At 62.7% G+C, this 21695-nt stretch carries 21 protein-coding genes and 1 pseudogene; 11 read left to right on the top strand and 11 right to left on the bottom strand.

Annotation, left to right across the window (positions count from 1 at the left end; translation table 11 throughout):
* The first annotated feature begins 21 nt into the window (after positions 1–21).
* The 8 genes and pseudogenes from ACUY1T_RS12035 to ACUY1T_RS12000 all read left to right on the top strand — a co-directional run bounded on the left by ACUY1T_RS12035 (position 22) and on the right by ACUY1T_RS12000 (position 6069).
* The gene (locus ACUY1T_RS12035; protein WP_446023082.1) at positions 22–732 is read left to right on the top strand and encodes a 2OG-Fe dioxygenase family protein; all 711 of its coding nucleotides are present in this window, start codon (positions 22–24) and stop codon (positions 730–732) included.
* A 29-nt stretch (positions 733–761) separates the two neighbouring features.
* Positions 762–1619 (top strand): ThiF family adenylyltransferase, encoded by an 858-nt coding sequence (locus tag ACUY1T_RS12030; RefSeq protein WP_446023080.1) that lies wholly within the window; start codon positions 762–764, stop codon positions 1617–1619.
* A 28-nt stretch (positions 1620–1647) separates the two neighbouring features.
* A complete protein-coding gene (locus tag ACUY1T_RS12025) occupies positions 1648–2721 on the top strand; it encodes a pyridoxal phosphate-dependent aminotransferase (protein ID WP_446023078.1) in 1074 nt (357 codons plus the stop codon).
* Positions 2722–2813: 92 nt separating this feature from the next.
* A complete protein-coding gene (gene argC / locus ACUY1T_RS12020; RefSeq protein WP_446023076.1) occupies positions 2814–3755 on the top strand; it encodes an N-acetyl-gamma-glutamyl-phosphate reductase in 942 nt (313 codons plus the stop codon).
* 11 nt (positions 3756–3766) lie between these two features.
* Positions 3767–4627, top strand: coding sequence for a diaminopimelate epimerase (gene dapF, locus ACUY1T_RS12015; RefSeq protein WP_446023074.1), 861 nt, complete (start codon positions 3767–3769; stop codon positions 4625–4627).
* 10 nt (positions 4628–4637) lie between these two features.
* Complete coding sequence (locus tag ACUY1T_RS12010) at positions 4638–5153, top strand: N-acetyltransferase family protein (protein ID WP_446023072.1); 516 nt, start codon at positions 4638–4640, stop codon at positions 5151–5153.
* Positions 5153–5248 (top strand): annotated as a pseudogene (locus tag ACUY1T_RS12005) (carbohydrate ABC transporter permease); the annotation flags it as partial. The gene ACUY1T_RS12010 and the pseudogene ACUY1T_RS12005, both read left to right, overlap by 1 nt.
* 53 nt (positions 5249–5301) lie before the next feature.
* Positions 5302–6069 (top strand): MauE/DoxX family redox-associated membrane protein, encoded by a 768-nt coding sequence (locus ACUY1T_RS12000; RefSeq protein WP_446023070.1) that lies wholly within the window; start codon positions 5302–5304, stop codon positions 6067–6069.
* A 63-nt stretch (positions 6070–6132) separates the two neighbouring features.
* On the opposite strand, the gene ACUY1T_RS11995 is transcribed toward ACUY1T_RS12000, so the two are convergent.
* The 3 genes from ACUY1T_RS11995 to ACUY1T_RS11985 all read right to left on the bottom strand — a co-directional run bounded on the left by ACUY1T_RS11995 (position 6133) and on the right by ACUY1T_RS11985 (position 8890).
* Positions 6133–7338 carry a diguanylate cyclase gene (locus tag ACUY1T_RS11995; protein WP_446023068.1) on the bottom strand — a complete coding sequence of 402 codons (1206 nt, stop codon included), beginning with the start codon at positions 7336–7338 and terminating at the stop codon, positions 6133–6135.
* An 86-nt stretch (positions 7339–7424) separates the two neighbouring features.
* Entirely contained in the window at positions 7425–7994 is a 570-nt protein-coding gene (locus ACUY1T_RS11990; protein ID WP_446023067.1) for a gamma-glutamylcyclotransferase, read from the bottom strand.
* A complete protein-coding gene (locus tag ACUY1T_RS11985) occupies positions 7991–8890 on the bottom strand; it encodes a DMT family transporter (RefSeq protein WP_446023065.1) in 900 nt (299 codons plus the stop codon). Before ACUY1T_RS11985 ends, ACUY1T_RS11990 begins: the two co-directional genes overlap by 4 nt.
* A gap of 214 nt (positions 8891–9104) precedes the next feature.
* On the opposite strand from ACUY1T_RS11985, the gene ACUY1T_RS11980 reads away from it, so the two are divergent.
* A complete protein-coding gene (locus ACUY1T_RS11980) occupies positions 9105–9509 on the top strand; it encodes a hypothetical protein (protein WP_446023063.1) in 405 nt (134 codons plus the stop codon).
* A 31-nt stretch (positions 9510–9540) separates the two neighbouring features.
* Here the strand turns inward: ACUY1T_RS11980 and ACUY1T_RS11975 are convergent, their stop codons facing one another.
* The 4 genes from ACUY1T_RS11975 to betC form a co-directional block, all read right to left on the bottom strand.
* The gene (locus ACUY1T_RS11975) at positions 9541–9807 is read right to left on the bottom strand and encodes a DksA/TraR family C4-type zinc finger protein (protein ID WP_446023061.1); all 267 of its coding nucleotides are present in this window, start codon (positions 9805–9807) and stop codon (positions 9541–9543) included.
* Positions 9808–9973: 166 nt separating this feature from the next.
* Positions 9974–12028, bottom strand: coding sequence for a choline BCCT transporter BetT (gene betT, locus ACUY1T_RS11970; protein ID WP_446023059.1), 2055 nt, complete (start codon positions 12026–12028; stop codon positions 9974–9976).
* A gap of 13 nt (positions 12029–12041) precedes the next feature.
* Positions 12042–13703, bottom strand: coding sequence for a SulP family inorganic anion transporter (locus ACUY1T_RS11965; protein WP_446023057.1), 1662 nt, complete (start codon positions 13701–13703; stop codon positions 12042–12044).
* 2 nt (positions 13704–13705) lie between these two features.
* Positions 13706–15232, bottom strand: a complete 1527-nt coding sequence (betC, locus tag ACUY1T_RS11960; protein ID WP_446023055.1) for a choline-sulfatase — start codon at positions 15230–15232, stop codon at positions 13706–13708.
* A 145-nt stretch (positions 15233–15377) separates the two neighbouring features.
* Here betC and ACUY1T_RS11955 point away from each other — a divergent pair, with 145 nt between their 5' ends.
* Positions 15378–16286: a choline sulfate utilization transcriptional regulator gene (locus ACUY1T_RS11955; RefSeq protein WP_446023053.1), complete on the top strand. Its 909-nt coding sequence runs from the start codon at positions 15378–15380 to the stop codon at positions 16284–16286.
* A 216-nt stretch (positions 16287–16502) separates the two neighbouring features.
* Here the strand turns inward: ACUY1T_RS11955 and ACUY1T_RS11950 are convergent, their stop codons facing one another.
* Positions 16503–16754: a hypothetical protein gene (locus tag ACUY1T_RS11950; RefSeq protein WP_446023052.1), complete on the bottom strand. Its 252-nt coding sequence runs from the start codon at positions 16752–16754 to the stop codon at positions 16503–16505.
* 278 nt (positions 16755–17032) lie between these two features.
* On the opposite strand from ACUY1T_RS11950, the gene ACUY1T_RS11945 reads away from it, so the two are divergent.
* Positions 17033–18682: a BCCT family transporter gene (locus ACUY1T_RS11945; RefSeq protein ID WP_446023050.1), complete on the top strand. Its 1650-nt coding sequence runs from the start codon at positions 17033–17035 to the stop codon at positions 18680–18682.
* 84 nt (positions 18683–18766) lie between these two features.
* On the opposite strand, the gene ACUY1T_RS11940 is transcribed toward ACUY1T_RS11945, so the two are convergent.
* The 3 genes from ACUY1T_RS11940 to glcE all read right to left on the bottom strand — a co-directional run bounded on the left by ACUY1T_RS11940 (position 18767) and on the right by glcE (position 21695).
* Positions 18767–19168 (bottom strand): GlcG/HbpS family heme-binding protein, encoded by a 402-nt coding sequence (locus ACUY1T_RS11940; protein ID WP_446023048.1) that lies wholly within the window; start codon positions 19166–19168, stop codon positions 18767–18769.
* Positions 19169–19334: 166 nt separating this feature from the next.
* A complete protein-coding gene (gene glcF / locus ACUY1T_RS11935) occupies positions 19335–20570 on the bottom strand; it encodes a glycolate oxidase subunit GlcF (protein ID WP_446023046.1) in 1236 nt (411 codons plus the stop codon).
* 18 nt (positions 20571–20588) lie between these two features.
* Positions 20589–21695, bottom strand: coding sequence for a glycolate oxidase subunit GlcE (gene glcE / locus ACUY1T_RS11930; protein WP_446023044.1), 1107 nt, complete (start codon positions 21693–21695; stop codon positions 20589–20591).

The following is a 21695-nucleotide window of genomic DNA, read 5'->3' as shown; positions in this document are numbered from 1 at the left end:
AAAATCTAACGGAGATGTGTTATGGCTCTAAATGAGAGCGGATTTGCTATCATTGAACTCCCTGAAATTGGAGGGAGGGTGATAGATAGCTTTAACAGACTTGTGGCGGATCCTTATATTGGGAATGGCAATCGGTATCGTCGATTCTCTCAATACAAGATGATTTTCTCGGGTGGGGAGTGGAAGTTTCATATGCTGCCACATCGCCCGTACATGACCTTTCCGAAGTACAATAAGGTGGCCGGCGGGATCAAACGCCACTACGAGCCCCTGGAGGTGGACTTCACACCTTATATCGCTGAGGGCGCCAAGTCGATCCCTCTCGATACATCTGACGAGTGGCAGATCAATGTACACCAGTACCGGGTGATCACGAATTCGGAGGTGGTAGGAGTCACGGTTCCTGAGGGCCCCCATCAGGATGGGCATGATTATGTGATGATCGCCGTCATTCGGCGGAGCCGTGTGACAGGGGGTGAGATGAGCCTTCTCCCGGTGGGCGGAGAAGGCGAGGCCTTCTTCAAGACCACTGTACTGGATGGCCAGGCAGCTCTGCTGGATGACCGACGCATGTTCCACTATGTCTCCGAGATCGAGCCCGTGGAAGAGGAGGGCCACCGAGACATTTTCGTCATTGCCTTTTCCCGATGGGCCGATCGATGGCACGGCGATGACTTCGAGAAAAAAGTGGTTGAAGAGAGTGAGCTATCACCAGCGGCAGAAGTTTCATAATCCAAAGCCAGTAGGACAGGAGAGCAACAATGGATCAGTTTGATCGCAACATCCTTTTCAGCCGCATGATCGGTCTTGTTTCGCAGCCTGAGCTAGATGCCTTGGCGGGCAAGCGCGTGGCCGTCCCGGGCTGCGGGGGAACCGGCTTCACGTACGCTGAGTGTCTAGCGCGTATGGGAGTAGGGGGCATCAATATCGCGGATGCCGACACCTTCGGCCCCGAGAACATGAATCGTCAGTTCGGCTGTACTGTCGATACCATCGGCCTGAAGAAGTCTCAAGTGCTCTCTGAACGGCTGAAAGCGATCAATCCTGCGATAGATGTGCAGGTGGTCGACTTCCTCACCGAGGACAATGTCGATGAGTACCTGGAGGGTGTCGACGTGGTATGCGATACCCTGGATTTCTTCGTCGCGACGCCGCGACGACTCCTCTACAAGGCTGCACGCGCTAAGGGGATTACGGTCATCATTTGCTGTCCGGTCGCCTTCGGGGTGACGGCGCACGTTTTCGAGCACGACGGTATCACCTTTGAGTCCTTCTTCGGGATCAATGATGCCCAGTCCGAGACGGAGCAACTGGTACGGTTCGGCCAAGGTCTCACGCCGTCCAGCCTGTTCAAGGCCTACACAGAGTCTCCAAGCCTGGATTTCGAAGCTAAGTCGGTCGCCTCTCTCAGTGCTTCCTGCCTGATGGCAACATCGTTTGGCTCCATGCTGGCGCTTATGAAGCTCTTGAATATCGAGCCCGGGTTAAAGCCGGCACCCTACTCCTATGAATTCGATCTGCGCGCCGGCGCTTTCAAGGAAAATCTCACCGAGGCTAGTGCTGGCGAGGCCGGTGCCACCGAATCATCGGGGTATGCGGCATCGGTTGGCAGTGCATGACCAGCCATTAGCAGAAGGGGCGGTAACGGTGGAAACCATAAGCATTCGTGACTGGGTGTTCCAGGAGGCCGAGGGGCGCTACGACATTGATCTAGGAGACAGCAACGCTCCCTGCTGGAAGGTCGGAGATCTCCCGGACACAAGCCAGGTCGTGCTGGATTACGGGGCCGATCGGGGCACCACTGTGCTCCGTGAGCATGTCGCTGAACTCTATGGCTGTAGCACGCGTGCTATCGGCATTACGCATGGAGGGCAGGAGGCCCTGTACCTCCTCTACCGGACGCTGCTCAAGCCTGGTGATCATCTGATCACCTTCCGGCCTGGCTGGCAGCAATCCTGGCTGGTGCCTGAGCGCAGTGGGTGTACCGTTACCGCTCTGCCGTATGGCGATGGCTTTCGGATCGATTTTGCCCAGCTTGTGGCGGCATTTCGCCCCACAACACGGGCCATCGTGATCAATACCCCATGCAACCCAACGGGGAAGGCTTTGACGGCCGCTGAGCGTGACATGCTGCTCCAACTGGCCAGGTCATACGACCTGTACCTGATAGCGGACGAAGAGTATCTCTGCGATTTCTCGGAATCGCTGGTGCATGAAGACTCGAGAGTGATATCGGTCTCTGGGCTTTCCAAGGTCTATGGGGTGCCTGGGCTGCGCATCGGCTGGCTATGTGGTGACGAAACTGTCGTGGCCAACGCAATGGAGTACAAGCATTTGACCACAATATCCAATTCGGTACTCTGCGAGCATCTCGGATCCACGCTGCTTGCACGGCGTTCCGATCTATTGGAGGGTTATAAGACGCTCCTTAAGGAAGGGTATGTGACTCTCCAGCGCTGGGTAGCCTCATGTGGCGGCCAGGTTTCGATTGTCGAACCGGAAGGCACTCCTTTCTGCTGGGTCAGGCTGCATGTCCCAGGGTCCTCTCTGGAGTTCTGCCGGAAGGTGCTGCATGACATGGGGGTACTGACGATGCCCGCTGAACTGTTCGGCGAGAAGCATGGCATGCGCTTGACCTTCGTGCGCCCCACGGCCGAACTCGAGGAAGGTCTTTCCAGGATCAAGTCGGTTCTCCTTGAGTCGGCAGGCCAGATAGCCTAGCTGACAGAGGTTGATTTTTCACTGTCAGGCTGTTGCGTCTCAGTGCCGGCCTGTTGTAACGCCGCGCTGGCGCTGAGGATAAGGTGACCAATATGAAGAGTGTGTTTATCGATGGTGAGTCAGGAACTACGGGGCTTCAGGTTCGTGAGCGTCTGGCTCGCCACCCCCAGATCGAAGTCGTAAGTATCGATCCGAAACTCAAGCGCGATGTGAACGAAAAGCGTCGTCTGATGCGGGAAGTGGATGTCGCCGTGCTCTGCTTGCCGGATGCGGCAGCGAAAGAGGCGGCGGCGCTGGCGCAAGAGGTAGGCTGTCGCGTGCTCGACGCGAGTTCGGCTCACCGAACCGCCGAGGGGTGGGTCTTTGGGTTACCGGAGCTCAACGACCGGCAGCGCGTCGCGATTGCTGGTGCGCAGTGTGTGGCCAATCCCGGGTGCTACGCCACAGGAGCTATTTTGATGCTGGCACCCTTGGTGTCTGCTGGGGTTCTGTCGGCAGATGATATCTACGCCATCAATGCCGTCTCGGGCTATTCCGGGGGGGGCAAGCAGCTCATCGAGCGCTATGAGAGCGGGGAGTCCCAGAACCCCGCTGTGGCGGCCTATGGCCTGGATTTTCAGCACAAGCATGTCCGGGAGATCCAGGTGCTCAGCGGCCTGGCCCATGCCCCTATCTTCATTCCGAGTGTGGGGGACTACCGCCAAGGAATGCTGGTGAGCATCCCGCTGCAGGAGGTAAGCGGCAGACAGCTGGATCGCCTGCAGGACACTTTCGAAGCGTCTTATCGCGCGGAAGACTTCGTGAAGCTCCAAGCCTTTAACAAGGTCGATCCGGATACGGCGCCGTTCCTAACGCCACATGGCTTGGATGGTAGCAACGAGGTACATATTCATCTCTTCGGATCCGAAGATGGTTCCCGGGGCCTGTTGGTGGCCAAGCTGGATAACCTCGGCAAGGGCGCTTCCGGTGCGGCAGTGCAAAACCTGAATCTGATGCTGGGGCTCGATGAGTCCCTCGGCGTCGACATTCGTTGAAGGAGCTGCCGTTGGAATTTATCAAATACGATGCCCTGGGGAATGACTATCTGGTTCTCGATCCTGCTTCTTGCGACCTTATCCTGGACCCGGCGGCCATTCGGCGTATCTGCGACCGTCACCACGGTCTCGGGAGCGACGGCATTTTGTACGGCCCCCTCCTTGATAATGGGCAGTACGGGCTGCGCATCTTCAATCCGGATGGCACAGAGTGCGAGAAGAGTGGAAACGGGCTGAGGATCTTTGCTCGGTACCTGCGCGATGCGGGCTATGTGACGGCAGAGACGGCGCAAGTCCACCTAATGATGTCGGATACGGTGGTGGATGTGGCCTATCTGGGCGGCCAGGACGACTTGATCCAGGTAGCGATGGGGCACTATACCCTGAGGTCGAGTGAGATTCCGGTCCTGCTGGATGCTCCCGTCGTTCTGGGAGTGAAGATGCAGGTGGGGCAGCACTCGCTGACCGCCTCCTGCGTCAACTTGGGCAACCCGCACTGTGTCGTGCTGGACCTGCCTGTTACGGAGAACACGGCGCGTACGGTGGGGCCTGCGCTCTGTGAATCCGATCTTTTCCCGGAAAGGGTCAATGTCCAGATCACGCGTGTCGTTGATCGCCAGACACTCGAGATCGAAATCTGGGAGCGTGGCGCAGGCTACACCCTTGCTTCTGGCAGCTCCAGCTGCGCGGCGGCCATTGCCTGTCACCAGTTGGGCCTTGTCGATGCTGAGGTGACGGTGCACATGCCGGGCGGAACTGTCAACGTGCAGATCGATAAGGCAACCGGCGTTCATCTGACGGGCCCAGTGAAAGCGGTCTTTGCCGCCAATCTGTCGCAAGACCTGAACTCCTACCTCGCTAAGGATAAGTGAGACCTACAACATGAGCTTTACCCATCGCGAAGCAACCATTGACGACCTGCCCCGAATCGTCGAGATCTACAACCACGCCATCGAGACGCGGCAGAGTAACTGTGATGTGGAGCCTCTGACGGCTGAGTCCCGTGAGGCGTGGCTCCACAGCCATCGCGGCAGCCGCCGACCGATCTGGGTGGCTGAGGATTCTGCGGCGCCGGAGAGGGGGGTGATCGGGTACCTGAACTACTCCTACTTCATGAACGATCGGCCCGGCTACTTCATTACGTCCGACATGGGCTTGTACCTCCATCCGGACTATCAGGGGAAGGGGCTGGGGAGCTATATCTTGGGGCAGGCAATCGAGCATGCCCCGGCCATGGGTATCGAGGTGCTGGCGACCACCATCTTCGCTTCCAATACGCCCAGTATCAGGCTGTTCGAGAAGTTCCAGTTCGAGCGCTGGGGCTTCATGCCCAAGGTCGCCCGTATGGGAGATGTCGAGCATGACCTCGTGATGGTTGGGCGTCGTGTGACCCTTTAGCCGCCACCCTTCTCAGCATCGCCCTGCTGCTGGTGGCTTTCCTGCTGTTCCCGCGCCAGTTCGTGCAGTCGTTCCTGAGGGCGGGGATTCGCTGATAAAGGTCGATTGACTACCCTTGGGGTGAATGCATGACCCAAGGAGAGATGTCATGGCTCAAGGACAGACGACGAGGAAGGGCAAGCAGGCCCAGCTCTACCGCATGGTCATGGAAGAGCATCTGTGCCCCTTCGGCCTGAAGAGCAAGGACCTGCTGAAGCGCAAGGGATTCGATGTCGAGGATCACCACCTGACCACGCGGGAGGAGACGGAAGGCTTCATGAAGGAGCAGGGGGTGGATACGACGCCCCAGGCCTTCATCGATGGCCGACGTATCGGCGGCTACGACGAGCTGCGCGAGTATTTCGGCCTGGATTCGCCGGGCGAGGAGGAGACCACCTACCAGCCGGTAATCGCGCTGTTTGCCACGGCCCTGCTGATGGGGCTCGCCGTCAGTTGGACAGCGACCGGCTCGCTGGTGAGCCCCAGAATGCCGGAGTACTTCGTGGCTATCGCCATGGCCCTGCTGGGGCTGCAGAAGCTCAAGGACGTGGAGAGCTTCAGCACGATGTTTCTCAACTACGACCTGCTGGCTCAGCGTCAGGTGCGCTACGGCTATGTCTACCCCTATGCCGAGACGCTGGCGGGCATCCTGATGCTGGCGGGGGCCCTGGTCTGGCTGGCCGCGCCCGTGGCGCTGTTCATCGGTACGGTGGGTGCGGTCTCGGTGTTCAAGGCGGTCTACATCGACAGGCGTGAGCTCAAGTGCGCCTGCGTCGGTGGTGACAGCAAGGTGCCGCTGGGCTTCGTCTCGCTGACCGAGAACCTGATCATGGTCGGCATGGGCATCTGGATGCCGTTGCGCATGTACGTGCTGTAGCGCATCCCTCAAGAGCCGTATTTTCATCGCAGGCTGGAGCAGCCCGGCTCTAGCTTCGTGCGTCTAGACGGTGAGCGGTCCATCCTGCAGTGGCGCCAGCACGCTGCGGTTGCGCCCCGCGCGCTTGGCCTGGAACAGCGCCGCGTCGGCGATCGAGAGCAGCGCGGCGGGTTCCATCGATTTGTGAGGTCGCAGAGCGGCCGCGCCGACGCTTACGGTGATCACTCCCGGGCCTGCCTGGGGAATGGCGAGTGTCTCGATGCCCTGACGAATACGCTGGGCGGCGCGCATCGTCGAGGAAGCCGAGGCGTTCGGCAGCAGCACGACGAATTCCTCGCCACCATAGCGCACCACCAGATCGACCTCTTGGCGGATATGGTTCTGCATCTCCTGGGCGACCTGGCGCAGGCAGGCGTCTCCCTGCAGGTGTCCGTAATAGTCGTTGTAGTGCTTGAAGTGATCGATATCGATGACCAGCATGCCGAGCACGGTGTTCTCGGCGAGTGCCTCGTCCCAGCGCTGTTCCAGCATGGTATCGAAATGGCGCCGGTTCGCGACGCCGGTCAACGGGTCAGTAAGCGAGATCTTGGCCAATGCCTGGTTGTCCTGCAGGGCGGCCTGGTTGCGCAACTGCTCGCGCAGGAACAGCAGGTAGGACTGCCGTTCGCTGACTTCCAGACGATAGTTGGCCACTAGCGTGAAGAGCGCGCTCGAGGTGAAGACGACGAAGGTGTTGAGCTTCACTTCCGTCTCCATGGGCTCGTAGGACGCCACGAACCCCGCCATGATCAGCGCGCAGAGCAGCGACGAGACGATGGCGAAACCGAAACGCAGCGAAAAGACGATGTTGCCGACCAGCAGGATCAAGCCGAACGAGAAGGTATCGAGAAACGAATAGGGGGACTTGGACAGGTAGAAGATCACGTTGGAAAGCAGCATGGCCACGACGATGGTGGCCGCCATTGCCGATTCGCGCAGGAACGGCGACAGGCCACGACGCACGCAGTAGAGGGCCGCAATGGCCAGCGGTGTCATCAGCCCGAAGCGGATCCAGGCTGCGATATGCACGGCTTCGGGACGGAAGGCATAGTCGTTGATGATGTAGAGATCGTAGATGACCAGCGCCAAGATGCCGGCGATCTGAAGATGACGGCTGCGTCGGGTGGCGGTGTCGGCCTCGAAACGGGCCTCCACCGCAGGGGTGAAGCGCAGGCGATTCCAAGGCCTGGCCAAATCGGCTTCCACTGCTTGCAGCAAGGTATCTTTCACAGCCGGCCCCTCACGTAGATGGCACCATTTTTTGGTTTGGTGCTCTGAAAGGGATATCGGCGGGTAGAGGCCTAACTTTACTTTTTTTACGTCTCTTTTATGCTTCTTACCCGCGCCGCCAGGGCGGACACGTGCTCATCCTGTGCACCGAGGTTCTCCAGCGCTTCAGCAAGGTGAAGTAAGTAGTCTCGATTGGCGCCACTGGGGCCATGGGCGGTGGCGATCTGCCGGGCGATGGCGTCGAGCGGGGCGTCGCCGAGGAAGGCGGCGTTGTCTTCTGTCGCGAGATAGATCAGTCCCTCGGCGTGGCTGCCGTCGTGGAAGTGCAGGATTACCCGTTCGCGCAGGTAGCCATTCTTTTCACGATAATCCAGCGGGCCCAGCGTGTCGGCGTCGATACGGTAGGCCATGCCCTGGCAGACCGCGCCAGGAGATTCCACCAGGGTGGCCACGCGCCCCGGTGCCTGCGGCGTGCCGCGGTGGTCGTGGGAGCCCTGCCAGAAGCGCCGTTCCCAGCCCTCGATATGGGCGGGGCGTCGCTCGTGGAAGGGAAACTCTGCCTTCCAGATCAGCGAGCCGTAGCCGAACACCCACAGTGTCTGGCCAGAGGTGAAGAAGTTTCTCTTCCGATTGAGCGAGGTGGTATCGACGGTCATATATTGCGGGTGGCTCTACGGATCAGCGGTTGGGTCAGGGTCTGGGCCATGAGCACGCCGGTCAGCACCAGTACGCCACCCACCAGATGGAACACGGCGATGCGCTCGCCAAGGAAGGCCATGGCGATCAGGGCGCTGAACAGCGGCATCAAATTGATGAAGATGCTGGCCTGGTTGGCGCCGATCTGGCGGATGGCGCGCATCCACAGAAAGGTCGTAATGATCGAGGCGGGGATACCGGCATACAGGATCAGCCATACGTTCTGACCGTCCACCGGGGTCATCGGCCCCATCAGGTAGGGCGGCAGCAGGAACAGCACGGCGAACACCACCTGGGCGTAGAGCACCACCCAGGGCGGCAGGCCCAGCGGCCAGCGCTTGAGCATCACGCCGTAGAGCGCGTAGCAGGTCGCCGCGATCACCATCAGCAGATCGCCGAGCGCCACCTGCAGTTCGAGCAGCGAGAGCGGGTCGCCGCGCCCGAGCAGGACCAGCACGCCGAACAGCGCAAGCAGACCGCCAAGTGTACCGCCGAGGCTGGGCGCCTCACGCAGGATCAAGGCGCTGAGCAGTACCGTCAGCAATGGCACCATGGCAGCAAGGATACCCATGTTGGTGGCCGAGGTGGTCTCGGCAGCCACGTAGGCGAGCCCTTGCCACAGACCCATGCCGAGCAGGCCCAGGATGGCGAGCTTGGGCCATTCGCGGCGGATCGCATGGCGGTGACGCCAGGCGGCCGGCAACACGAAGGGGGTCAGCACGGCCAGCGCCAGTACCCAGCGCAAAAAAGCGATGCTGCTGGGGGCGATGGTACCCACGGTAAGCTGGTTGATGGTCATGTTGCCTGACCAGATCAGCACGGCACCCAGCGGGGGTAGAAAATAGAGCAGCGGCATGGAGGCCTCTCGAACGGATATGGCCCCGCTGCATCGGGGCTCGCGAAAGGCCACATGATATCGAGCCGTCGCAGTGGTGCAAATGATAAGGCGGCTAAGAGATGCCGCGAGGCACGGTTCCGGTCACTAGGCATACCGGCACGCAATTCATGCCTATCCTGAAAGCCACCAAGTGATCGTCAGGCAGACACGACGCAAGCGCCGAGGTGACACCATGGAAGTACGACACTACGGACAAGCACTGCTGTGTGCCGCTATTGTGCTGACCGGCTGCGATGACGAGCAGGCCGCGGCGCCGGATGACGAGCCGGCGCTCCAGGATGCCGTAGCGTATGTGGGGCGCTGGGCGGCCAAGCCCGCCTGGTGTGCGGGGGGCGGCGAAGAGCGGGTGATCATGATTTCACCGTCACGCTTCGAGGGATACGAAAACGTCTGCGAGATGGAGGTATCGCAGGAGGCCGAGGACGAATGGTCGGCGCAGCTCGAATGTTCAGGCGAGGGGACACGGAGCAGCGAGCAGATTCGCCTGCAGCTCGAAAATCACGAAGCGATGACGCTGACCTGGCTCGACCGCGACGATGCCGAGGTGTCTCTCATGCGCTGTCCCTTCGACGAATGATCTAGAGCGACAGGTCGTGCCGGCAGTAGGCTCAGCGCAGTTGGCTGTCCTTGCTGCCGCGTCGGTTGTAGCCGCTGTAGACCGTACGCTGCTTGTCGCGCTCGTTCTGGCAGGCGATGCACAGGCGTACGCCGGGCATGGCCTCGCGGCGTGCCTGGGGAATCGGCTCTTCACACTCCTCGCAGTGCGTCAGGCTCTCGCCCCGGGGCAGTTCGCTGCGTGCTCGCTGCAACGCATCCTCTATGGTGCTGTCGATCTGCTCTTGTACCGCTCCGTCCCGCGACCAGCCACCTGCCATGCTTGCCTCCTTCGGCGCTTCGTGTGCCGACTCTCTAGCCATACAGTTTGGAGTATCCGGCGGGACCTTGCCAACCGGCGGATCTTGTCAACCGGCGGGCCTTGTAAGAAGACGAGCCCCACCTTGGTGGGGCTCATCGGGTCAGCCGCTAGTATGAACGGACTGGCTAGGGCGTGGGTTCGGCCTGTGGTATGACATCTCCTTCCGTAGGCCGATTGGGGATGGTTTCCAGGTACCCCTGTTCGCTGGCGTGGGCCAGGAAGCGTAGATGGCGCTGATACTCGTTGAGCACGTCGTGCACGACCTGCAGGCGCGTATAGCCGTTGAGATCCTGGCCCAGGCCGCCCTCGGCGAGATGGACGTCGAGACGCAGGTAGTAGTCGTCATCCGCGGGCAGGAAGCTCGGCGGCTGCAGTCGTGTTGGCTGGATGCCGTAGATAAAGCTGGGAGCGCCGTCGAAATCGACCTGCAGCGTCGGGAAGAGCAGTTGGGTGCCGTCCACCTGCCGTTCGCTGACGCTGGCCTGTTGTCCGCGCCGGGTCAGCTCCTCGGCCAGCTCGGTCAGTGCCGGGCGAATGGCGTGGCGCAACGTGGCCTCGGCGCCATTCTGCGTGGTGCCGTCCAGAGTGCGGTCGAGACGCTCGCGCCAGTCGCTGGCGGCGGCGGTGCTGGCACCCACCAGATGGCGAGCATCGGCCTTGCCGGTCTCGACCTTCAAAGAGCGGTACATGCCGATCATGGTCAGGAAGATGATCGCCGAGAACGGCAGGGCGGTGATCACCACGGCGCTCTGCAGGGTGCGCAGTCCGCCGGCCATCAGCAGTGCCAGGGTGATCAAACCGATGATGGCCGACCAGAATATGCGCAGCCGAGCGGGGGCGTCGTGATTCACGTCGCGCAGCACGTAGGTGAAATTGGACAGTACCAGTGCGCCCGAATCGGCCGAGGTGACGAAGAAGACGATGCTCAGCACCAGCACGACGGTAGCGGTGACACCGACCAAAGGCAGTTGCTCGAGGAAGGTGTAGATGGTGGCCGGGGGCCTGTTCAGGGCTTGCTCGCCGAGTACTACCAGGCCTTGATCGACCATGTCGATGCCGCTGTTGCCGAAGACCGACATCATCACCATCACGAAGATCAGCGGGATGAACAGGGCGCCGGCGACGAATTCGCGGATGGTACGTCCGCGGGAGATACGGGCCAGGAACAGTCCGACGAAGGGTGCCCAGGCGATCCACCAGCCCCAGAAGAACACCGTCCAGCCGCTGAACCAGCCCTGTGCCTCGGGCGCGTAGGCATAGGTGTCGAAGCTCTTGCCGGTAAGCGCGACCAGGTAGTCGCCGATGTTCATGACCAGGGCGTTGAGCAGCTTGAGCGTATCGCCCTGAAGCAGCACGAACAGCACGAGGCCGGCGACCAGCAGTAAATTGAGCTCCGATAGCCGGCGGATGCCGCGCTTCACGCCGCTCACCACCGACAGGGTGGCCAGGGTCACCACCAGCAGGATCAGCATGACCTGGGCGGGCAGCCCCTCCGGTATGCCGAACAGGTAGGTCAGCCCGTAGTTCATCTGCATCACGCCGATGCCCAGCGCGGTGGCGATGCCGAACACGGTAGCCAGAACCGCGGTGATATCCACGGCATTGCCGATGGGGCCGTAGATGCGCTTGCCCAGCAGCGGATAGAGCGTCGAGCGAATCGCCAGCGGCAGCCTGTGGCGATAGCTGAAATAAGCCAGCGACATGCCCATCAGCACGTACAGCCCCCAGCCCGAGATGCCCCAGTGCATGAAGGTCTGCACGATGGCTTGCCGTTGTGCCTCGGCGGTACCGCCTTCACCGAGGGGCGGATTCAGGTAGTGCGTCAGCGGCTCGGAGACCACGAAGAACAGGATAGCGCCGCCAAGCCCGGCGGCGAACAGCATGGCCGACCACGACAGCAGCGAGAATTCCGGGCGCGAATGATCGGGACCCAGGCGGATCTTGCCGAATCGCGAGAAGCCGATCATGACCACGAAGACCAGGTAGGCGACCACCGCCAGCATGTAGTACCAGCCGAAGGTGTTGCCGATCCAGTCCAGCCCGGCATTGAAGAATGCCGTGGCGTGTTCGGTGAAGGCGATGGCATAGATCAGGAAGAGCACGATGCCGGCCACCGAGCCGTGGAAGACGGCCGGGTTGAGTCGATTGCTCGATTCGTTGTCGGGGTGTGGGAGTGTCATGGGGGAGTGCCTCTCAAGTTATTATTGCCCTTGGCTTGTTGTGATTCGGATTGTTGTCGTTGTCGTTATCGACGAGGCCGGCCCGTTGCAAGCGGGCCATGACGTCGGGTTTGGTCCAGGCCAGGTACAGCTTCCCGCCCCTGGCATGACAAAGGCGTGCCTGGCGCTGGAGGAGGTGGATACCGCTCAGGTCGATGAAGTTGATGCCTGCCGCCAGGATCACCAGGTTCGGTCGGTCGCAGCGCTCGAGCCGTCGTGCGACCGACTCGCAGGCACCGAAGAACAGCGATCCGTCGATCCTGACGACGTTGCAGCCCGGCTCCTCCACGGCCTGCTGGATCGTTTGGGGAGCTTGGGACAGCGTGCCTTCCACCACCGGCGGGCGGGTGGTGCGGCGCAGGTAGAGGGCCAACGAGGCCAGCACGCCGAAGTAGATGGCGAATTCCAATGCCAACAGCAGAGTGCTGAAGAAGGTGATCAGCAAGACGGCCATTTCCGAGCGGCTGGTGCTCAGTGCCTCGCGAATGCTGTGCCAGTCGATCAGCCGGGCGGCGACCAGCAGTAGCAGGCCCGCCATGGCCGGCAGCGGCACGTGATGCAGAAGCGGTGCCGCCAGCAGCATGAGCGGAATCAGGAACAGTGCCGATAGAACCGCCGCCATCGGCGAGCAGGCCCCGGCGCTGGCATTGAGTCCCGAACGGGTGAACGACCCCGAGGAGACGTAGGCGGAGAAGAAGGCGCCGCCGATGTTGGATAGCCCCTGGCCGATGAATTCCTGATTGCCGTTCGGACGTTCGCCCGTGCGTACCGCCATCGCCCGGGAAATTGCCGTGGCTTCGACCAGGCCCAGCAGACCCAGGGCAATGGCGCCGGGCGTCAGCAGGCGCAGCGTGTCGAACGAGAGATCCGGCATCGAGAACGGTGGTAGGCCGGCCGGGACCTCGCCGATGCGTGGGATCTCGCCGTGCCCGGGGTCGAGCCAGGCGGCCAGCAGCGAGGCAGCCATGAGTACCAGCAGCATGCCTGGCCAGCGTGGCAGCCAGCGCCGAAACGCCAGGCAGGCGACGAGCGTGAAGCCGGTGATCAGCACCGCATCGGGGCGGATGTCGCCGAGTCGCTCCAGCAAGCGTGGCCAGATAGCGAGAAAGCCGTCGTTCTCGATCGCGCTCAGACCCAAGGCATAGGGCAGTTGGCTGGTGGCGATGATCAGTGCGGCACCGGCGGTGAACCCCGTCACCACCGAATGCGAGACGAGATCGACCAGCACGCCCAGGCGTGCCAGCCCCAGCAAGAGCTGAAAGATGCCGGCGAGAAAGGTCAGCGTCAGCACCAGGTCGATGAACTCGCCGCTACCCGCTTCGGCGAAGGGCTGCAGGGTGGCGAACAGGGCGATCGACAGCGCCGCCGTCGGCCCGCTGACCATTTGCCGCGAGGCACCGAACAGTGCCGCCAGGATGGCCGGGACGATGGCGGTGTAGAGGCCATATTCCGGGGGTAGCCCGGCCAGCAGGGCATAGGCCACTCCCTGAGGCACGACCAACACCGCGCCGGTCAGCCCGGCAATGGCATCGGCACGCAGCGAGCGCGAGGTCTGCTGCGGCAGCCAGCCGAGAAACGGCAACCAGCGTAGTCGCCTGGCCGGTTGCCGGTGCATGTCGGTCGGCGACGTCATCATGGCTATTCGACGGAGGCCGCCGGGAAGCGCGCGCGCCGCTCGAGATCGTCTAGATCGATGGTGTTGCGCATGTACTGGGTGCTGGCATCGAACGTCGGCTGGTGATCCCAGGGCGTGACCTTGCCTTTCATGAGCGCACGAGAGACCAGCTTGCGGCGCCGCTGGCTGGCGATCACCTCATCGTGCAGCCGCGCGTAGTCCCAGCGACGAGCGACCTCGTCGCGGAACTGCTTGCACAGGTCCAGGTGCGCGGGGTCCTGAGCCAGGTTGTCGAGTTCCAGCGGGTCGGCTTCGAGGTCGAAGAGCTGGTCGGGGTCGGGCGCGCTGTGAACGAACTTGTAGCGTCCGCGGCGGATCATCAGCAGCGGTGCGATGGCGCCTTCGCCGAGGTACTCGCCGATCACCTCGTCGTGGCCGCCTGTGCCGGTCAGATGTGGCAGCAGGCTGCGGCCGTCGACGGGTACGGCGTACTCCGGTGCGATACCGCCATGGGCGAGTTCGGCAAAGGTCGGCAGCAGGTCCATGGTCGACACCGACTCGCGTACGCGGCCCGGCGTGAAACGGCCGGGGGCGTGGAAGATCATCGGTACGCGGGCCGAGTCCTCGAACCAGCTCATCTTGTACCAGAGGCCGCGCTCGCCGAGCATGTCGCCGTGGTCGCCGGAGAAGACGATGATGGTGTCTTCGTCGAGGCCGGTCTCTTCCAGGGTTTTCAGCACGGCGCCGATCTGGTCGTCGACGTAGCTGAGCGCCCCGTAGTAGGCGTGGCGCGCGTTGCGGATCTGCTCGTCGCTGACGGTGCCCTCGTCGAGCTGATAGACGTGACGCAGGCGCTTGGAGTGCGGGTCCATCAGCTCGCGCGAGTAGGGCACGCGGGGCATGTCGATGGCGTCGTGGTCGTAGCGGTCCCAGTACTCCTGCGGAATGGTGTAGGGGTCGTGGGGGTGGGTCAGCGACACGGTCAGGCAGAAGGGACGCTGCTCTCCACTGCGAACATGGTCATAGAGGAAACGCTTGGCGCGGAAGGTGACTTCGTCGTCGAAATCGAGCTGGTTGGAGCGCACGCAGGGGCCGGCCTGAATCACCGAGGACATGTTGTGGTAGTAGCTCGGCCGTGTCTCGAAGTTCTCCCAGTCGACGAACCAGCCGTAGTCGGCCGGATAGATGTCGGTCGTCAGGCGCTCCTCGAAGCCATGCAACTGGTCCGGGCCGCAGAAGTGCATCTTGCCCGACAGTGCGGTGGTATAGCCGGCATCGCGCAGGTAGTGGGCGAAGGTTGGAATATCGGCGGCGAACTCGGCGGCATTGTCGTAGCCGCCGATACGCGAGGGCAACTGGCCGGCCATCAGCGTAAAGCGCGAGGGCGCACACAGCGGGCTATTGCAGTAGGCCGAGTCGAAGACCACGCCCTCGGCGGCCAGGCGCGACAGGTTGGGTGTCTTGACCAGCGGGTGGCCGTAAATGGGCAGCGCCGATGCCGTCACCTGATCGGCCATCAGAAACAGGATATTGGGTCGTTTGCGAGTCATGGGGCCTCTCTTGCTTGTCGCTGCGCGCTGGATTTGATGCTTGAGCCAAACCGTGGCTGGTTCTTGTGGCAGTCTCTCTGCTAATCTCAAGGCCTGTAAACTCGCTAAATTTTTATGGGAGGCATTAGTTGAGCTAATGTCGTGGATGACTAGGTCGGCGTCGCCCAACAGCCTGCGGGTATTCGAGGCGGCAGCCCGGCACCTGAGCTTCACCGCCGCCGCACGGGAGCTGCGCTCGACCCAATCGGCCGTCAGCCAGCAGGTTCGCGCCCTGGAAGAGCAGCTCGGCCTGTCGCTGTTCGAGCGCATCTACCGTGGCGTGAAATTGACCGAGGCGGGGCATGCGCTGTTCGTCAGCGTGCAGGAGGGCTTCGCGACCATCGATCGCACCATCGAGCGGCTACAGCACAAGCAGCGCCATCCGCACGTGAACATCCTGACCGATTTCTCGTTCGCGGCTTATTGGCTGATGCCGCGGCTGCCACGCTTCCGGGAGCGTCATCCGCATATCGACGTGCGTATCGTCACCAATCAGGGCGTGCTCGATTGGCGGGTCCAGGAGGTCGACGTGGCGATCGTGTTCTGCGACGAGCGCGTGCTCGCCAGTGGCGTCCCGCTGCTGTTCCGTGAGGATGTCTTTCCGATCTGCAGCCCAGGGTTCCTGCAGCGATACGGACCGATCGAGGACCTCCAGACGCTTAGCAAGGCACCGCTGTTGACGTTGACCGCCGATCAAGGGCAGCGTTGGCTGGACTGGCCGAGCTACTTCGCGCAGCTTGGCGGTATTGCCCACCTCGAATCGTCGGAGCTGACGTTCAACAACTACACGCTGTTGATCCAGGCGGCGATTGCCGGGCAGGGGATCGGGATGGGCTGGCATGGCCTGGTCGACGAACTGCTGGAGAGTGGCATGCTGGTGGGGTTACACGACCTGCGCCTGCGTTCGGCGCGCGGCTATGGATTGGTCGATGCGCGGCCGGATTCTCCCGGCGAGGCGAAGCGAGCACTGCAGGAGTGGGTGCTGGAATGCGCGGGTCAGGCGCAGCAGGCTTGAAAGGGTAGGCCAGAAAATACGCCGGACGCAGCGAGCCACGCCCGGCGTAGACACAGGAGTGTGTCGGATTTGACCGATCGTAGCGAGAGATTCGGATTTCGAGACAAGTTCATCGGTCTGATGAAGCGAATAGCCCGCTATTTAACGAATCAGATCGAATGAAATTGGCCGAAAGACCGGAACTCGCAGTAGATCCGCGTTAAGTCCGACAGGCTCCTAAACGCCGAGAATCTCCTTGGCCTCGTTCAGGGCCTCTTCCGACTGGGCATGATCGCCGTCGGTGTGATACTGCTCGCCTTGCTCGCGCAGATCCCTTACCCGAGAGAGATCCTCCTCACTGAGCTGGGAGACTTTTTCCTCGTCCTCCAGCGCCTGGTCGATTTCCCCCATGAGCATGGGGCACTGGCCGGCCCAGGCGGGCGAAATGAAGGCCATCAGCACCAGTGCGGCAAAGAGTTTCTTGATCATCGTGGGTTCCTCCCGTTGGGCGCAGCCCCGTCGACTCCTCCCAGGCTGGCCGTGAATGCCTCTTGTCAGGTGCCTCGTCGCGCTCCAGTTGTCATGCTCCAACAGCCGAGCGGCGGTCTGGCGCTGTCAAGTATAGATGGCCGTTGCTCTTCGCACAGAAAGGTTCGTGCCGCACTACATCAGCCAACGGAGTGCCATTGGAAAGAACGACCCGTCTCCTATAAGCTCATGAGAAAAACTCTAAATAATTCTTAATATTATGATAAGAGGGAACTCCCATGAGGACCCCGAACGATCCGGCGGCACTCCCCGGGACGAGCGACATGCAAACGGACTACACCGTTGGCCAGGACAATATCGAAGGGCGACTGGGCCCCATCGGCTTCGATATCCACAATCGGGTCTTCGCCGTCTCGGCACTGGCGTCGGTGGTTTTCATCATCCTCACCCTACTGTTTCCGGAGCGAGCGGGAAGCATTTTCCAATCCATCGTCGGCTTTGCTACCGGGACGCTGGACTGGTATTTCATGCTGGTGGTGGATTTCTTCATCCTGTTCTGTATCGCGCTCGTCGTCCTACCCTACGGCTCGGTGAGGTTGGGTGGTCCCGACGCCAGGCCGGATTACGGTTACCTTTCATGGTTTGCCATGCTATTCGCCGCCGGTATCGGCATCGGGCTGCTGTTCTTCGGGGTGCTGGAACCGGTCTATCACGCCAACGTTTCCCTGCCATTGGGCGTAGCATCCCCTTTCGGGGCCGGCGGTGAGCTGGATCCGGCGGCCATTCCCGAAGCGACGGCCCTGGGGCTTGCCGGCACCTACCTCCACTGGGGCATTCATGGCTGGGCAGTCTATGTGGTGATGGCGCTGGCGCTGGCCATCTTTACCTACAACAAGGGGCTGCCGTTTTCCATCCGCTCGGCTTTCTTCCCCATCCTGGGTGAACGGGTATGGGGCTGGTGGGGGCATGTGATCGATATTCTGGCGGTGTTTTCCACCCTGTTTGGCTTGGCCACCTCACTCGGGCTCGGCGCGCAGCAGGCCAACGCGGGGATGAATTTCGTCTTCGGGCTGGAAGTCAGTACCACCGCTCAGGTCATCATCATCCTGCTGGTGACGGCGGTGGCGCTGGTGTCGGTCTGGCGCGGGCTCGAGGGCGGTGTGAAGAAGCTCTCCGAACTCAACATGATCATGGCCGTGCTGTTCTTCTTCTTCGTGCTGTTTGCCGGCCCGACACTGGTGGCCCTGAGCGGGTTCTGGACGGGGCTTGTGACCTACGTGGCGGATTTCATCCCGCTATCGGCTCCCTTCGGCCGTGACGATGACGCCTATCGCCAGGACTGGACGATCTTCTACTGGGCCTGGTGGATCAGTTGGGCACCGTTCGTTGGCATGTTCATCGCTCGAGTATCGCGAGGGCGCACGGTGCGGGAATTCGTGCTCTGCGTATTGTTGATTCCCAGCCTGTTCATTTTCATCTGGATGGGTGTCTTCGGCAGCGTGGCTCTCGATCAGCTCTATGCCGCCCCCGACACCAGCCTGGTCAGGGAATACGTGATCGACAACTACAGACCTGAGCTGTCGCTGTTCGGCATGCTCAACGAGCTGCCGTTGACGGGCCTGATGTCGACCATTGGCATCGTGCTGGCGCTGATCTTCTTCGTCACCTCGTCGGACTCCGGTTCGCTAGTGATCGATACCATCACCGCCGGCGGCAAGATCGATGCACCCAGGCCGCAGCGCATGTTCTGGGCCACGGTGGAGGGTTTGATCGCCATCGTGCTATTGATCGGCGGCGGCTTGGCGGCGCTTCAGGCCGGGGTGACGGCGACGGCGATCCCGTTCTCCGTCGTGATGCTGCTGATGTGTTACACCATCATCAAGGCGCTAAACGGTGAGCTGCGACAGCTCCGCTCCAGGAGGGTTTGATCCGTTGGCAACGGCACCGTAAATAAAGGCCGGCCGCGGCGACTGCTGTTGCAGCGCATTGCGGTCGGCCTTGTACGTTTCACCTCAAGCGACGGCGGCGATGCCGGCCTTGGCGATCTGCACGTCCTGGTCGGGCTTGACGCCGGAGACGCCCACGGTGCCGGCCATCTGGCCCTCGACCATCACCGGCACGCCGCCGGCGAGCAGGCCCTGCAAGGGGGCAGAGAGGAAGGCGTTGCGCCCGCCGTTGATCATCTCCTCGAAGGCTTGGGTCTCGCGGGCGCCGAGCGCCGAGCTGCGCGCCTTCTGGGTGGCGATGTCGGGGGTCATGGCCGGGGCGCCGTCGAGGCGGCGCAGGCCGAGCAGGTGGCCGCCGTCGTCGGCCACGGCGATGGTCACTTTCCAGCCGTTGGCTTCCGCTTCTTTCTGGGCCGCGTCGAGGATGGCGTTGACGTCGTTCAGGGTGAGTACGGGTTTGGTCTTCATGGGGCTCTCCTTGTTTAGTATTGGCTACGGGCTACGGGCTACGGGCTACGGGCTACGGGCTACGGGCTACGGGCTACGGGCTACGGGCTACGGGCTACGGGCTACGGGCTACGGGCTACGGGCTACGGCGGGGTGATATCGCTCGCAGCCCGCAGCCCGCAGCTCGCTACCGGGGTAGGGCCTCGTCGACGATTTCGATCCAGTGTCTGACCGGCGTGCGCCCCGCGCCGTTGAGGTGCGTCTGGCAGCCGATGTTGGCGGTCACGATCGTCTCCGGGTTGCCGGCCTCCAGGGCGTTGAGTTTGTTGTCGCGCAGCTGCGTGGCGAGCTCCGGCTGGGTGATCGAGTAGGTGCCCGCCGAACCACAGCACAAGTGGGCGTCCTGGACCGGCGTCAGGGTAAAGCCGAGCTTGACCAGCACGCTTTCCACCGCGCCGCCGAGTCTCTGCGCGTGCTGCAGGGTGCAGGGGCAGTGGAACGCCAGCCGGCGGCCCGCGTCGACCTTCAGATCTTGCAGATCCTCGTCGCGCAGCACCTCGACCAGATCCTTGGCCAGTTCGCTCACGCGCTTGGCTTTCTCGGCGTAGGCCGGGTCGTGCTCGAGGATCTCGGCGTACTCCTTGACGAAGGCGCCGCAGCCGCTAGCCGTTTGCACGATCGCCTCACAGCCGGCCTCGATATGCGGCCACCAAGCGTCGATGTTGGCTCGCGCGCGGGCGCGGCCGTCGTCCTGGGCGTTGAGGTGGAAGTCGATGGCGCCGCAGCAGCCGGCTTCGGCCACCGGCGTGAGGCCGATGCCCAGGCGGTCGAGCACCCGCGCCGTGGCGGCATTGGTATTGGGTGAGAGCCCCGGCTGCACGCAGCCTTCGAGAATCAGCATCTGCCGTGCGTGGCGCTTGTGGTCGGGGCGCGTGCCGGCATCCACCGGCTTGGGCGGTAGCTTGTCCTTGAGCTTGCCCGGCACCAGCGGGCGGAAGGTCTGGCCCAGCTTGAGCAGCGCCTGGAAGCGCTTGGGCTCCACCAGCGCCTTGCGCAGGGCGTAGCGCTGGGCGCGGTCGGCGGTGCTGCGCGGCACGCGGCGTTCGATCTCGGCGCGGCCGATGTCGAGCAGCTTGTGGTACTCCACGCCGGAGGGGCAGGTGGTCTCGCAGTTGCGGCAGGTCAGGCAGCGGTCCAGGTGCAGGCGGGTCTGCTCGGTGACGTTCTCATTGTCGTCGGGATTCTCGAGCATCTGCTTCATCAGGTAGATGCGCCCGCGCGGCCCGTCGCGCTCGTCGCCCAGCAACTGGTAGGTGGGGCAGGTGGCGTTGCAGAAGCCGCAGTGCACGCAGCTGCGCAGGACGCGGTCGGCCTCCTGGATGTGTGGCTGCTTGAGGGCTTCCTCGGTGAAGTGCGTCTGCATGTCTCGATCCTGTGCGTCTCAGAACGCCGCGTAGAGCCGGCCGGGGTTGAAGATGCCCTTGGGGTCGAGCTGGGCCTTGAGGTTGCGGTGGTACTTCATCAGCACCTCGGGCAGCGGCGCGAAAGGCTCCACCTCGGCCGGGCGCGGGCCGTAGCAGGTGGCGTGGCCGCCGGCGGCCTGGCAGGCCTGTCTTACGGCCTCGGCGTCGAGGTCGGCACGCAGCCAGCGCTGGGCGCCGGCCCAGTCGTGGATCATCAGCCGCTCGTCGACGTCGGGCAGCTCCAGCGGCGGAGCGCGGTGAGGCAGCGAGAGTCGCCACAACGGTGCTTTGGTCTCGTGGTGCAGGCCGGCGCGGAAGAAGGGCAGGTGCTGGTCGCGCAGGGCAGCCCAGAAGCCGTTGTCGAGATCGTCGCCGCCGATGCGCGCGCGGGTGGCGGCCACCGAGCTCGGACCGCCTTCCAGGCGCAGGTGCAGGGCGCCGTCGAGCCAGGCGGCGGCGCTGATGGGCAGCGGTTTGCGCCCCCATTCGGCCAGGCGCTGGCGGGCCTCGTCGAGGGAGAGTTCCAGGTGCAGGCTATGGGTGGCGCCAGGCTTAGGCAGCACCTTGAACGAGACCTCGGTGATCAGCCCCAGGGTGCCCTGGGCGCCGACCATCAGCCGCGACAGGTCGTAGCCGGCCACGTTCTTCATCACCTCGCCCCCGAAGCGCTGCTCGATGCCTTCGTGATTGATCACCCGGGCGCCCAGCACGAAGTCGCGCACACTACCGGCCCAAGGCCGGCGCGGGCCGGAGAGGCCGGTAGCGACCATGCCGCCCACGGTGCTGACCGTGCCATAGCGCGGCGGCTCGAAGGGCAGCATCTGACCATGCTCGGCCAGGGCCGCCTCGAGCTCTGCCAAGGGCGTGCCGGCACGTACCGAGACCACCAGCTCTACCGGGTCGTAGAAGCTGATGCCGCAGTGCTCGCGGGTGGAGAGTTCGCTGCCCTTTACCTCGCGGCCATAGAAGTAACGCGTGTCGCCGCCGATGATACGTAGCGGCGTGCCGTCGGCGCTGGCCTGGCGGATGCGTTCGGCCAGGGCCGCGCTGGCGTCGTGGTCTTGGGGAGTCGTTGCGTTTGCCAT

Source organism: Billgrantia sp. Q4P2 (genome assembly GCF_052806135.1).
Note: the sequence above shows the minus strand (reverse complement) of the source record. Positions and strands in the feature narration are given on the sequence as shown.

Bases quoted from the DNA above. Each gene is read 5' to 3' on its own strand.
- ACUY1T_RS12035 (WP_446023082.1), top strand. From the start codon at position 22: ATGGCTCTAAATGAGAGCGGATTTGCTATCATTGAACTCCCTGAAATT.
- ACUY1T_RS12030 (WP_446023080.1), top strand. From the start codon at position 762: ATGGATCAGTTTGATCGCAACATCCTTTTCAGCCGCATGATCGGTCTT.
- argC (WP_446023076.1), top strand. From the start codon at position 2,814: ATGAAGAGTGTGTTTATCGATGGTGAGTCAGGAACTACGGGGCTTCAG.
- ACUY1T_RS12010 (WP_446023072.1), top strand. From the start codon at position 4,638: ATGAGCTTTACCCATCGCGAAGCAACCATTGACGACCTGCCCCGAATC.
- ACUY1T_RS12000 (WP_446023070.1), top strand. From the start codon at position 5,302: ATGGCTCAAGGACAGACGACGAGGAAGGGCAAGCAGGCCCAGCTCTAC.
- ACUY1T_RS11990 (WP_446023067.1), bottom strand. From the start codon at position 7,994: ATGACCGTCGATACCACCTCGCTCAATCGGAAGAGAAACTTCTTCACC.
- ACUY1T_RS11985 (WP_446023065.1), bottom strand. From the start codon at position 8,890: ATGCCGCTGCTCTATTTTCTACCCCCGCTGGGTGCCGTGCTGATCTGG.
- ACUY1T_RS11980 (WP_446023063.1), top strand. From the start codon at position 9,105: ATGGAAGTACGACACTACGGACAAGCACTGCTGTGTGCCGCTATTGTG.
- ACUY1T_RS11975 (WP_446023061.1), bottom strand. From the start codon at position 9,807: ATGGCAGGTGGCTGGTCGCGGGACGGAGCGGTACAAGAGCAGATCGAC.
- betT (WP_446023059.1), bottom strand. From the start codon at position 12,028: ATGACACTCCCACACCCCGACAACGAATCGAGCAATCGACTCAACCCG.
- ACUY1T_RS11965 (WP_446023057.1), bottom strand. From the start codon at position 13,703: ATGATGACGTCGCCGACCGACATGCACCGGCAACCGGCCAGGCGACTA.
- betC (WP_446023055.1), bottom strand. From the start codon at position 15,232: ATGACTCGCAAACGACCCAATATCCTGTTTCTGATGGCCGATCAGGTG.
- ACUY1T_RS11955 (WP_446023053.1), top strand. From the start codon at position 15,378: ATGACTAGGTCGGCGTCGCCCAACAGCCTGCGGGTATTCGAGGCGGCA.
- ACUY1T_RS11950 (WP_446023052.1), bottom strand. From the start codon at position 16,754: ATGATCAAGAAACTCTTTGCCGCACTGGTGCTGATGGCCTTCATTTCG.
- ACUY1T_RS11945 (WP_446023050.1), top strand. From the start codon at position 17,033: ATGAGGACCCCGAACGATCCGGCGGCACTCCCCGGGACGAGCGACATG.
- ACUY1T_RS11940 (WP_446023048.1), bottom strand. From the start codon at position 19,168: ATGAAGACCAAACCCGTACTCACCCTGAACGACGTCAACGCCATCCTC.
- glcF (WP_446023046.1), bottom strand. From the start codon at position 20,570: ATGCAGACGCACTTCACCGAGGAAGCCCTCAAGCAGCCACACATCCAG.
- glcE (WP_446023044.1), bottom strand. From the start codon at position 21,695: ATGGCAAACGCAACGACTCCCCAAGACCACGACGCCAGCGCGGCCCTG.